Origin of the sequence: uncultured Mailhella sp. (assembly GCF_944324575.1) — a bacterium.
Classification (GTDB): Bacteria; Desulfobacterota; Desulfovibrionia; order Desulfovibrionales; family Desulfovibrionaceae; genus Mailhella.
This window is the reverse complement of sequence record NZ_CALUWV010000025.1, coordinates 15,609-28,087: the sequence shown is the minus strand read 5'-3', so window position 1 is coordinate 28,087 and position 12,479 is coordinate 15,609. Positions and strand designations below refer to the sequence as shown.

Annotated in this window: 9 protein-coding genes; 5 read left to right on the top strand and 4 right to left on the bottom strand. The window is 60.6% G+C overall.

Translation table 11 applies throughout. The annotated features are described in order from the left end of the window. The 5 genes from Q0J81_RS04915 to Q0J81_RS04895 all read left to right on the top strand — a co-directional run. Nucleotides 1-323: TRAP transporter small permease (locus Q0J81_RS04915; protein WP_294446338.1), on the top strand; the 323-nt coding region annotated here is incomplete at its 5' end. 10 nt (nt 324-333) lie between these two features. Further along, the gene (locus Q0J81_RS04910) at nt 334-1,611 is read left to right on the top strand and encodes a TRAP transporter large permease (RefSeq protein ID WP_294446337.1); all 1,278 of its coding nucleotides are present in this window, start codon (nt 334-336) and stop codon (nt 1,609-1,611) included. 213 nt (nt 1,612-1,824) lie between these two features. Then, nucleotides 1,825-2,988 carry a pyridoxal phosphate-dependent aminotransferase gene (locus Q0J81_RS04905; RefSeq protein WP_294446336.1) on the top strand — a complete coding sequence of 388 codons (1,164 nt, stop codon included), beginning with the start codon at nt 1,825-1,827 and terminating at the stop codon, nt 2,986-2,988. A 209-nt stretch (nt 2,989-3,197) separates the two neighbouring features. Then, a complete protein-coding gene (locus tag Q0J81_RS04900) occupies nt 3,198-4,574 on the top strand; it encodes an FAD-linked oxidase C-terminal domain-containing protein (RefSeq protein ID WP_294446335.1) in 1,377 nt (458 codons plus the stop codon). A gap of 2 nt (nt 4,575-4,576) precedes the next feature. After that, nucleotides 4,577-5,848, top strand: coding sequence for a (Fe-S)-binding protein (locus Q0J81_RS04895; RefSeq protein WP_294446334.1), 1,272 nt, complete (start codon nt 4,577-4,579; stop codon nt 5,846-5,848). A 257-nt stretch (nt 5,849-6,105) separates the two neighbouring features. Here the strand turns inward: Q0J81_RS04895 and Q0J81_RS04890 are convergent, their stop codons facing one another. The 4 genes from Q0J81_RS04890 to Q0J81_RS04875 form a co-directional block, all read right to left on the bottom strand. Continuing rightward, nucleotides 6,106-7,068, bottom strand: coding sequence for a LysR family transcriptional regulator (locus Q0J81_RS04890; protein WP_294446333.1), 963 nt, complete (start codon nt 7,066-7,068; stop codon nt 6,106-6,108). A gap of 51 nt (nt 7,069-7,119) precedes the next feature. Next, nucleotides 7,120-7,437, bottom strand: a complete 318-nt coding sequence (locus Q0J81_RS04885) for a multidrug efflux SMR transporter (protein WP_294446332.1) — start codon at nt 7,435-7,437, stop codon at nt 7,120-7,122. A 503-nt stretch (nt 7,438-7,940) separates the two neighbouring features. Then, nucleotides 7,941-8,654, bottom strand: a complete 714-nt coding sequence (locus Q0J81_RS04880) for a hypothetical protein (protein WP_294446331.1) — start codon at nt 8,652-8,654, stop codon at nt 7,941-7,943. Between the two features lie 961 nt (nt 8,655-9,615). Beyond that, on the bottom strand, nt 9,616-11,619 hold the full coding sequence (locus Q0J81_RS04875) for an alpha amylase C-terminal domain-containing protein (RefSeq protein WP_294446330.1): 2,004 nt from the start codon (nt 11,617-11,619) through the stop codon (nt 9,616-9,618). Nucleotides 11,620-12,479: the final 860 nt, after the last annotated feature.

Sequence of the window (12,479 nt, the reverse complement as noted above, 5' to 3'; positions counted from 1 at the left end):
TCATTCAGCTTGTCATGCTGGCCTTCTTCCTGCTCGTCACGGTGAAGGGCTGGGCCTTTGCCATGCGCGGCGCCATGCAGGTTTCGCCCGCGCTTCAGCTTCCCATGATCTACCCCTATCTGTGTCTGCCCGTGGGCGGCGCGCTCATGGCTCTTTCCATGATTGCCGACATGCTTCAGGACCGCTTCCCCACCGAAGCCGGTTCCAACGCCAGCATCGCAAGCACCGTCATGGAAGACATTTCCGAAGTGGCCGCCACCTGCGAAAACACGCAGGACGTCCCGGTCTTCGACCCCCTCTCTCAGAACCACGACAGCAAGTAGGGATCACGTCATGCTCATGCTCATCTTTCTCGTCTTTCTGGTATCGCTGTTTCTCGGCGTGCCGGTAGCCCTGTGCCTTGCCTTCACCACCGTGGCCGGCCTCATGCTGCACGACACCTCCCTGCTCGTGGTGGTGCAGCGAATGTTTCAGGGCTTCAACTCCTTCTCCCTGCTTGCCGTGCCCTTCTTCGTGCTCGCGGGCGACCTCATGAACAAGTGCGGCATCACGCAGCGCCTCATCGACTTTTCCTACATGCTGGTGGGCCGCATTCCCGGCGGTCTCGCCCATTCCAACATTGCGGCCTCCATGTTCCTCGGCGGCATCAGCGGTTCCGCCGTGGCCGATGCCGCGGCCATAGGCTCCATCATGGTGCCCGGCATGATAAAGAACGGCTACAATCCCGGCTTCAGCGCGGCCGTCACCGCAGCCGCCTCCACCATGGGCCCCATCATTCCGCCTTCCATCCTCATGGTCATCATGGGCGTCACCACCGGCATGAGCATAGGCGGCCTGTTCATGGCCGGCATCGTGCCCGGCATCATGCTCGGCCTCGGCATGATGGCCTACAGCTATTTCGTGGCCATCCGCGAAAACTACCCCCGCGACCCCAATCCCCTCACCATCAAGCGCTTCTGCCGCGAATTCTGGAAGGCGCTGCCCGCCCTCATGGCCCCCACCATCATCATGGGCGGCATCATGTTCGGCATCTTCACCTCCACCGAGGCCGCGGCCGTGGCCGTGCTCTATGCCCTGCTTCTCGGCATCTGCCACCGCACCCTGCGCCTGAAGGACCTCATCGAGGTGCTCGGCTCAAGCGTGCTCACCACCGCGGTTCTGCTTCTCATCATCGGCACGGCCAACGCCTTCGCCTGGCTGCTCGCCGCCGAACAGATTCCCAACCAGCTTGCGGCTCTCATCCAGTCCGTCACCAGCAACAAGCTCGTCATTCTGCTGCTGCTCAACGTGCTGCTGCTTTTCGTGGGCATGTTCATGGAAGGCGGCGCGGCCATTATCATTCTGGCCCCCACCCTGCTCAACGTGGCCACGCAGGTGGGCATCGAACCTCTGCATTTCGGCATGATCATGGTGCTCAACATGGCCGTCGGCCTGCTCACGCCGCCGCTCGGCGTGTGTCTGTTCGTGATATGCGGCGTCACCAAGCTTGACCTCTCCTACGTCATACGCTCCGTGCTGCCCTTCATCGCCGTAGAGCTCGCCGTGCTTCTGCTCGTCACCTACGTGCCCGCCTTCTGCCTCACCATTCCCAGAATGCTGGGCTATCTGTAACACGTCCGACAACGCCGGGGCAGGGGATCTGCTCAGAACCTCCCCTGCTCCGGCGCACCGTTCCGGTTCCGCGGCACGCCGTGCGCCGGTCTTCCTTTCTCCACGCGCCGCCCGCGCACGGAAAAGCCCCTTCTTTCCCGTGCGCGGGCGCAGGCGTTCCCAACCTCAGCCAGGCGGCAGCAAGGCCGCTTTTTCTGCAAAACGGTATCCGTCATGAACACGACTCTCAGCTCCCATGTCACGCCGCTGCGCTTCAGCGTCATCCGCAGCATGCTCGAAAAAGCCTCGGCATATGACAACGTCATTTCCCTCAGCATAGGCGAACCCGACTTCGACACGCCCTCCTTCGTGTGCGAGGCCGCCATGAAGGACGCCATGAAGGGCTTTACCCACTACGCGGCCTCCTCGGGCGATCCCGAACTGCGCGCCGCCCTGCTCGAAGCCGAACGCGCCAAGTCCGGCCTGCCCTGGCAGGGCGAAAACCTGCTCATCACCTCCGGCGCCATGCACGGCCTTCTCGCCGTCATGCGCACCATTCTCGACGAAGGGGACGAAGTTCTCTCTCCCGCGCCCTGCTTCTCCGACTATCTCGGTCACTGCGTCCTTGCCGGAGGAAAGCTCGTGCAGGTTCCCACCAGCTTCGACAACGGCTTTCTGCCCACCCTCGAGGCCATGGAAAAGGCCGTTACGCCGAAAACCCGCGCCCTTCTCATCAACTCGCCCTGCAATCCCTCCGGCATCGTGCTCGACGCCGCCACGCTGGACATGCTCGCCGAATTCGCCGTGCGCCACGACCTCATCGTGATTTCCGACGAGGTGTACGACAGCATCTTTTTTGGCGGCAGACCGGAAAGCATTGCCACGCGTCCGGGAATGTTCGATCGCACGGTGGTGCTCAATTCCTTCTCCAAGGCCTTTGCCATGACCGGCTGGCGCGTGGGCTACGCGCTCGGCCCCTCGTGGATCATGAAGGAAATGATCAAGGTTCTGAGCTATTCCGTGGCCAGCACCGGCACGCCCAACCAGCGCGCCGCCCTTGCCGCGCTCACCGGCCCGAAGGAAGAATTCGAGGCCTTCCGCGAGGCCTACCGCCGCCGCACGCATCTTGCCGCCGCGCGCCTCAACGCCATGCCCGGCGTGCGCTGTCTGGAACCTGCGGGCACCTTCTACCTCTTCCCGCACATCGAGGCCGCCAGGGGCGATTCTCTCGCCTTCGCCCTCGATCTTCTGGACAAGAAGCAGGTCATCGTGGTGCCGGGCTTCCCCTTCGGACCGGAAGAAACCGTGGACGGCTGCATACGCATCGCCTGCACCGTGGACGAAGACAAGCTCTCCGAAGCCATGGACCGCATCGAGGACTATCTCAAAAACAAATAGCGGAAGGCGGAGGCGCTCTCTCCGCCTCCCCATCCCGGCGGACGCGCCGCACGGCAGGCTTCCGGCCTTCTTTCAGGCCGCCTTTCCCCTGCCGCCCGGCTTCCTGCCTGCTTCACATTCTCATCGCAAGGGGATACAACGGGCCGCACCTGCGGCGGACGAGTCCGGCTTTCCGCCCGCATTCCCCACAGATTTCAAGGAGACGTTTCATGAGCCTGCCTTCCGGCATTGCCGACGAGCTGAAAAAGATTCTCGGACCCGAGGGCTTTCTTGAGAGCGAAGAGGATCTGCGCTCCTTCGCCTACGACCTTTTTGCCAATCACAAGCCCGACGCCGTGGCCCTGCCCGCCACGGTGGAAGAAGTTTCGGCCGTCATGCGGCTGTGCAACCAGCATCACGTTCCGGTGTATCCGCGCGGTTCGGGCACCAGCCTTGCCGGTTCTCCGGTGCCGGTGCTGGGCGGCCTCGTGCTGTGCAGCTCGCGCATGAACAAGATTCTCGAGGTGTCCGTCACCGATCGTCTGGCCCGCGTGCAGGCCGGCTGCGTGACCGGCAATCTTCAGAAGGCCGCGGCGGAAAAGGGCCTCATGTATCCGCCGAACCCCACCTCCTGCCTGTATTCCACCATAGGCGGCAACGTCTCCACCAACGCCGGCGGCGCGAGCGGCGCCAAATACGGCGTCACGCGCGATTATCTGCTCGGCCTCACCGTGGTGCTGCCCGGCGGCGAAATCGTGCGCATGGGCAACCGCTGCCAGAAGGACGTCACCGGCTTCGACCTGCCGCGTCTTCTGTGCGGTTCCGAAGGACTTCTCGGCTTCATTGCGGAAGTCACGGTCAAGCTCGTTCCGCTGCCCGAAAGCATCCGCACGGCGCTCGCCTACTTCAAGGACGCCGCCGAAGCCGGTTCCGTAGTCACGGACATCGTGAGCCACCGCATTCTGCCCTGCACACTGGAACTCATGGACGGCGTGTTTCTGAAAACCGTGGCCGAGGTGTACGGCGTGCCCTGCCCCGAAGGCGCAGGCGCGGCGCTGCTCATTGAAGTGGACGGCGCGGACATGGTGCTTGAAGGCCAGATGAAGACCATAGAGACCATCTGCAACGAACATCACGCCATCGGCATGGAATTCGCCCACAGCGAAGAGGAACGCGACGTTCTGTGGAAGGCCCGCCGCGGCGGCACGGCCGCGCTGGTGCGTCAGGCCGACAGGCTGGTCACGCTCGACTACGCCGTGCCCATTTCGCTGCTGCCCCGCGCGCTGAAGATCATGGAAACGCTGGCTGCCGAAACGCACTGCAACGTGGTGACCATCGCCCACGCGGCCGACGGCAATCTGCATCCCATGGTGCTCTACAGCCCGGGCAAGCCCGAGGAAGCCGCGGCATATGAAGCCTTCTGCGACGCCTCCACCCGCGCGATTCTGGAACTTGGCGGCACCATCAGCGGCGAGCACGGCATAGGCCTTGAAAAGAAAGCCTACATGCCCATGCAGCTCGGCGACGAGCAGATGCGCATCATGCGCGGCATCTGCCGCCTGTTCGATCCCTACGGGATCATGAATCCCGGAAAGCTGGAGAGATAGCCATGAACGGTCCCACCTGCGAATACTGCGGCCGCTGCCTCAGCGTGTGCCCCAGTTACCGGCATCACCTGGTGGAAACCTTCGGCCCGCGCGCCCGCATCGACCTTGCCCGCGCCGTGGCCTCCGGCGAGCTTGCGCCCGGCGAACGCTACCACGAAGCCATCAAAAGCTGCATGCAGTGCCTTGCCTGCACGGAAATATGCGGCAAGGGCGTGGACGGCGCACAGATCATTCTCGATGCGCGCCTCGCCGAAGGCGACGGCAGGCTCACCATGAAGCGCCGCCTTGAAAAGCTCGTCACCTGCGCCCTGCTGCCCCGGCGCGAGCTCACGCGCAAGGTCATACGCGCCTGCTCGCTCTTCCAGTGGCTTTTCCCCCTGGACCGGAGAGGCAGCATACGCCATCTGCCAGACGCCTTGTGCGGCGCGGCAGGCAAGCGCAGCATGCCCGCTCTGGCGAAAAAATCCCTGTTCGACATTCTGCCCGAGCGCATCATGCCGCCGGACAACGTCACGCAGATAGGCGAGGTCGCCCTGTTCACCGGCTGTTTCGGCGGCCTTGTGAACGTGGAAGCCTCGCTTCGGCTCGTGAACGCCCTCACCGCGCGCGGCTATACCGTGTTTCTGCCCCGCGCACAGTCCTGCTGCGGCGCGCCCGCCCAGCTCAGCGGCTTCGGCGAAGCCTTTGAAAAGGCGCAGGCCCACAACGCGGAAGTCTTCGCCTCCTGCCCCGACATGCCCGTGCTCACCCTGTGCGCCACCTGCCACCGCACGCTCTCGCGCGAATACACCCTCGCGGGCAAGGAACTTGCCGGACGCATCACGGACGCCGCCGTGTTCCTGCGCCGCCACGACGCGCGCTTCGGTTTCGACTCGCCCCTGCCGCCCCTGCCCGCAGCCGCCCTGCTGCGTCAGCATGAGCGCCCCATAAGCGCCACCGATCCCCTTGTCGTCGCCGTGCACGATCCGTGCCACTTCCGCCTCGACAATCAGGTGAAGCGCTCCATCCGCGAGGAACTCGCCGCAAAGCCGTGGATAAGACTTGTGGAACTGCCCGACCCCGGCGCCTGCTGCGGCGGCGGAGGCATCTCCAGCCTCAAGAACCCCGACATTGCCGACGAACTCGGCGAGGCCAGAGCCAAAGCCGTCATCGAAAGCGGAGCCGACGTCGTCACCGCCCAGTGCCCCGGCTGCGTGCTCCAGCTCAACAACCACCTGAAACGCCTCAAGGCCACGGCCAGAGCCTGCCACAGCCTTGAACTCATTGGAAAATAAAGAAAGGGGGGACAGCGAGGAGCCACGGGGAGCCGCCCCGCACTCCGCCGGGGGGAGATCATCTTCCCCGGGCCCCCATGAAAGGCAGCTTGCGGGGGAAATAACAGCGCTGCTGCGCCATCCGTAAGGAGCTTTGCGCCAACGGCTGCCGCTTCCCCGCGCCCCTCGGTTCCGCCTCCGGGTTCCGCCTCCGGCTTCGCCGTTCGGAAGGAAGCTGCGACCGACAGGTCGACATAAATACCCGGAAAGGCTTTCGTTCAGGAACGCCTGTCCTGAAATCTGCCGACGTTTCCGGAAAAGAGAACATCCGCGCCGGGTGCGGCGGAGCGCAGCCTTTCCACCAGCCATTCTCCGGCCGCGCCCAGAGGATTCACCCAGGCAAGTTCCACCGCCGTGGAGCTTGCGCCGTCGTCAAAGTCCAGCTCCAGAAGCCGAAGCCGTCCATGCCGTACCAGCGGCAGAGCAATCTGCTCCGGCATGACGGCAAAGCCCATGCCCGCAAGCAGCATTTCCTGAAGCTGATAAAACTGACTGTAGTGTATGAGGCGGCTGCTCAGACGAAAGCTCTCATAAAAGGCATCGGAACTGATGACGCCGGGCATGGGAAGAAGCTGCGGATACTGCAGAAGATCATCAAGAGACACCTCGCCGCGCAGACGGCTGAGCGGATGCGAGGCAGAAACCGCCACGCGCCACACGATGCGCCCCGCCGTAATCGACTGACCTCCGTGATCGTAACGCATTCGTGCCGGAGCCAGAAGCACGTCCACGGTATGCCGGGCGCTCTTGTCGAGCAGCCTCAGCTTGTCGCAGTGCAGCACACAGTCCTCGGCGTCATAAAGGAACAGTTCCAGAAGGGGAAACTGCTGTTGCAGCTGCGTGAGCGCAACCATGACCTCCGGCGTCATCACAAAGGCATGCACGCCTATGTGCAGCACTTCCTCCTGCCCCTGCCGACAAAGAGAGGCCATGCGTTCCAGCCCTTCCAGACGCGGAATGATGTCCAGCGCATGAAAATAAAACTGCCGCCCCAGCTCCGTCAGCTCCGGACGCCGCCCCGCCCCGCGATGAAAGAGCGAGGCCTCAAGATCGTCCTCCATCTGACGGATGACCTGCTGCACGGCAGCTCCCGTAACGCCGAGCCTCTCGCCCGCCGCAGAAAAGGAGCCGGTTTCTGCCACGGCCCAGAGATAATGCAGCCGTTCGGTAGTAATGATCATGGCTTTTTCTGTCAGATGCCGGGCGAACGGTCAAGGTCCGCCCGGTGAGTCTCAGGCCATTTTGAGCATGATAACGCCCGTTACGATAAGCGCCACCGCCGCCACGCGCATGAGCTGAAGCGGCTCGCCGAACAAAAGCACGCCGCTGATGAACGCGCCTGCCGCCCCTATGCCCGTCCATACGGCATAGGCCGTGCCCATGGGAATGCTTTTCTGCGCCAGAAAAAGAAGAAATCCGCTCACCGCCATGCAGATCACCGCCATGAGCGTACCGGAAACACGCCATGATCCGGCCTGCGCCAGCTTGAGTCCGAGCGGCCAGCCAATTTCACAGCACCCTGCAAGAATAAGAACAGCCCATGCGTTCATACAAGCTCCTGTTTCGGAATGTCCGTGCCTGTTCACAGCACGCAGCCGACCTGTAGCACGCCACGAAAAAACATGCCTTGAGGGAGCCTAAAGCCCATCTTGCAGGTTGCCTCATCCTCTGCCTCCTGCAATCTTTCCTTATTCCCGAGGCTGCCGCAAAACAAAAACAACATGCGTCCATCGCAGACGGAGCGAGAGCACGCGCCTGCCCAGACTGCACAGCCCGGAAAGCATCCGCCAAGCCTCTGGCCTCTGCGTCCCCTTCCTTCCCTTCCCGCCTTTTTCGGCACGGCTTCCGGTGTCCGCACGACTGCGCCGTTCGGCGGGTCAACCGCTTGGCCTCGCGAGCTTTCCGCTGCCCTCTCAGTGTGAAGTTTGACCAGCTTCGCCGACAAACCATAAAAACAAGGAGCCGGTGCACAACGCTCCGGCTCCTGTGTTTCTGATTACTTTACATCATCATACCGTGCTGAACTACTTCGTTCTTCCCGCCTTTATCCCTGCTACCTGTTTTCCGAAAGCATACATAATGCTTCAAGTAACGGACTTTCTATCTTCTCCGCCTTTTTCAACAAAGAAACAGCTTCTCTTCCATAGTCATCCATAAGTGTATGCAGCTTTCCTCCGACGCTAATACGAAAACATGGTGGAAGTTCATCGTACTCTTTATTCATCACCTCGCACAGTCCCCATTGAAGTGCTATCCTCTTTGAAGAATAATACAGCATATTCTTGAGGTGTGCATCAACTTTTTCCTTTGGCTTTTGGACATCAGTATTCTGAGTTATATAACCGATCATTTCCTGATATCCAATTTTATCTTCAACAAGCAATTTATTTATAACTCGTGATGCTCCTGATATCGCAAAAAATCCATTGACGTTAAAATTTCCTCCTTTGATATCGTGTCTTTCAACTTTAGGCATCCTTGCAAATAAGTACCTCAAATCTCGATATTTAACTTTATATATACACGAGCTTTCACTTTTATATTCTTTATCATTACGATCAAATGGCATATTATACTCATGATAAATGTCATCATTTTCTTTATTCTCCATATTTTTGTCATGTCTTGACACATGAATATTGCCAGTACTGACATCTGATTTATCGATTCTGACAAATCCACCGCGCTGTTCAATAAAGTTGATAACATTCCTAAGCTCTTCTTCTGAAACAAGAATACTTGCTTGAATGAATGTCGGATTAGTCATTGCTGACTCCTTTTGGAGTAAAGTTGTCTTGCTCGAGCTGGAATAAGATGTATGACTATAACCCCACATTGTCAAGTTTATCACCTCAAATTTTTGAGAATAATCATAAATACAAGCTTAAAAATTTATAAAATTTATTGTAATATATTTAATTAAAATAAAAAATATTATATCCTATTTTTTTAGGATATAAAACATTACTTTCCTATAAGCCCCAACTACACCGATGCTCCCGCGAAACAAAACATCGCGCGTCCATCGCAGACGGGCGCTTCCCTCTTGTCGAGCATTGCACACTTCGTCAGCGCCGGACACACTGTACGGACTCCTGACTTGTACGACGGGCATTTCATGGAACGCCGGAAGTGAATGCGGCTGTTCATGTCCGTCGACCGGGGCAACATTTTCCTTCTTCTGAGTGCCGCAAACGCCCGTCTCACAGCGCCCGAGTAACACTGACTCCCGTCTGCGCCGGACACGCTGTACGGACACGAGGATTGCACGACGGCGGCGACGTTTGCCGCCGGAAGAGAATTCCGGCTACTGGCCGCCGTCGCCCGGGGCCCCAGAGCTTCGAGAAAAGGCAGTTCATGCAAGCAAAGGTTTCCCAGAGCTTCAAGCAGACACGCTCCCTTAACCATCTGGAAATCCCTTCAAACCACACCGATGTGACCGCAACGCGGGAACATCGGTCGGCCACCGCAGGCGGGTGCGGCAGCACACGCCTGCACTGACTTGGCAGCCCGAAACGCGCCATGCCGAGATTCCGGCCTTTGCGTCACTCCCCTGCCCTTCCCGTTCAGAGCTCCTCGCCCGCGTTCCCCAGAGCGTTGTCAACAAGCTGAAAGAACCAAGGGGGCGCGGGGGAAATTATTTCCCCCGCATTGCCTTTCCTGCCTTTCCTGCCTTTCCGGGGCGGCGCCCCGGCTGCTCCGGCCTGTCCCCTTCCTCTTTCCTGCCTTTACCGCCTTTCAAGAACGAGCATGGTCAGCGGCGGCAGGTAAAGGGTAATGTCCTGCATGTCGATGCCGGTTGAGGCGTCGCTGAAGTGTTCGGTGGGCGGGGTATGGGGGACGAGGTTGCCGCAGCCGCCGAAGCGAGGTTCATCGGAGGAGAGAATTTCCACGTACTTGCCGGGCGCCACGCGGAAGCGGAACTCAGGTTCCGGGCGGGTTTCGTGAAAGTTGAAGGCAAAGAGAAGCCTGCCGCGGGAGAAGGCAAGCAGCCTTTTGTCCTCATGGATGAAGCGGAATTCCGGGGATCTGGCGAAGTCGCGACGATGTCTGTCCACGATTTCCTTCATCTGTGCCTTATCCCAGCGGGCAAGGGCGGCGTAGAAGGAAAGCTGGTCTTCGGCAAGCTGCCACTGACGGTGGGCGTGTTCCTGATCGTCGAGCCATTCGGGATGGCCGAATTCCGCGCCCATGAAGTTGAGGTATCCCGCGTCGGCAGACATGAGGGTGATGCCGCGCATGAGGCGATAGAAGGCCACGCCGCGGGTTTCGTTCCAGGTAGCGTTGAAGGGGCTCATGCGGGTGTACATGGCGTCGCCCACCAGTCGCCATATCATGGCGTCGTCGCCGTTGATGCACTGGTCGTGGCATTCCACGTAGCTGATGGTACGGTCGTAGGGGCGATGGTTGGTCATTTCATACCACAGCCGCCCCATGGCGGACGGAGCCTTCACGTACTTGCCCCAGAAATCGGGCAGGCCCATGGCGAAACGGTAGTCGAAGCCGAGACCGCCCTGTTCCGGGCGACAGGTCAGGCCGGGCATGCCGCTGAACTCCTCGGCAATGGTCACGGCGGCGGGGTTCAGCTCGTGCACGAGCTCGTTGGCGAGGCACAGATAGAGCTCGCCTGCGGCGTTGGTGCGGCGACTGCCGTCGGGAGCGTAGAAGCAGCGGCCCACGTGGGCAAAGCTGTCGCCTATGCCGTGATCGGTATAGAGCATGTTGCCCACGGCGTCGAAGCGGAAGCCGTCCACATGGAATTCCTCCATCCAGTAGCGGCAGTTGGAGAGCAGGAAGCGGCGCGTCATGTCCAGACCGAAGTCGAAGGACGGCGTGCCCCACTGATTGGCGCGCTTATCGAAGAAGTAGGAACTCGTGTCGTAGCGGGCCAGTCCCTGTTCGGTATTGGCGCAGGCGTGGGCGTGCGTGATGTCGAGAATGACGGACAGCCCCATGCGGTGCGCCTCGTCCACCAGACGGCAGAATCCGTCCGGCTCGCCATAGCGCGACGACGGCGCAAAATAGCTGCTCACCTGATAGCCGAAGGACTTGTAGAGCGGATGCTCGGGCACGCCCATGAGCTGCACGGCGGTGTAGCCGCAGGCTCTGATGCGCGGAAGCATGTCGCGGATGAAGTCGTCGTAGCTGCCTGTGGAGCCGGGCGTATGGTTTCTGGCGTCCTGCGACATGCCTATGTGCGCCTCGTAAATGCGGGGGAACTTCGGCCTGACGGGACGCGCATGACGGAACACATATGGCGTCTGCGGATCCCACACGCGGGCGCACCACATATCGGGATTGTCCCTGTTCTGCTCCACCCAGCGGGCGAAGGCGGGCACGCGGCGCACAATGCCGGGCTCTCCCGTGCCCTCAAGATGCAGCTCATAGTAATCGCCGTGAGCAAGCGCGTCCTTCGGCAGGTAGATGCGCCAGAGACCGCCGCCGGCGTTCACCATTTCCCATTCCGGACGGCGTTCAAATTTCGTGCGGTTCGAGACCAGCCACACGCGGGTGGCCTGCGGCAGCCACTCGGCCATGCGCCAGGAGTCGCGTCCCTCGGGGTCCTGCGCTCTGTGCAGGCCGAGCCGCTCATGAAGGTCGGCATAATGCACGAGCGAGCCGTACCCGCGGCGCAGACGCGCCATTTCTTCCTGAAAACGCTGCGTTCTCTCGCGCAGAAAGGAACGATAGTCGGAAAGCTCATTATCGGTCAACGGATTCAGAAGCGCCATGCCAAACTCCTTGCCAGGTCGTTCCATCACCGGGTCCCGCCATGCAGAACCCGCCTGTCTGTCGTCTCCGCCCCGGCTTCCGCCGGAAACGAACACGGCTCTTTTGTTGCAGCATAACGGATATGGGACCCGGGGGCAATCAATACGGCTGCCTTACGACCGTCCGGCTTACAACGCCCGGGCGACATGACCGCCCGTTGGCTCCAGACACACTGTGCGGCCCCTTAACTTGCACGACGGGCATTGCGTTTAACGCCGCGAGTGAATCGCGGCTACTTGTGCCCGTCGACCGGGCTCCTGACGTCGCCCGGGGCCCCAGAGCTTCGAGAGTCGGTTATTCCTCTGCAAACACAAGCCCGCCTGAGCTTCGAAAAACGGCAGGTCATGCCAACGACGGTTTTCCAGAGCTTCGAACCTCCACTCTCCCCTTAAAAATCTGGAAATCCCCACAAACCACACCGATGTGACCGCAAAGCGGGAACAACTTTTTCTTGACGCCCGAGTGCCGCCACCGTCCGTCAGTTCTGGACACACTGTACGGACACGGGACTTGCACGACGGGCATTGCGTTTAACGCCGCGAGTGAATCGCGGCTACTTGTGCCCGTCGACCGGGCTCCTGATGTCGCCCGGGGCCCCAGAGCTTCGAGAGTCGGTTATTCCTCTGCAAACACAAGCCCGCACTGAGCCTGCAGCCCGAAACGCGTCCGCCGAGCCTTCCGGCCTTTGCGTCACGCTCCTCTGCCCTTTCCGTCTTTTCAAAGCCCGACATCCGGCATCCGCACGACGCCCGCCGCGCGGCGCAGCCGCAAGGCAAAACGAGGGGGCCCGGGGGAAATCATTTCCCCCGGCGGGGTCCGG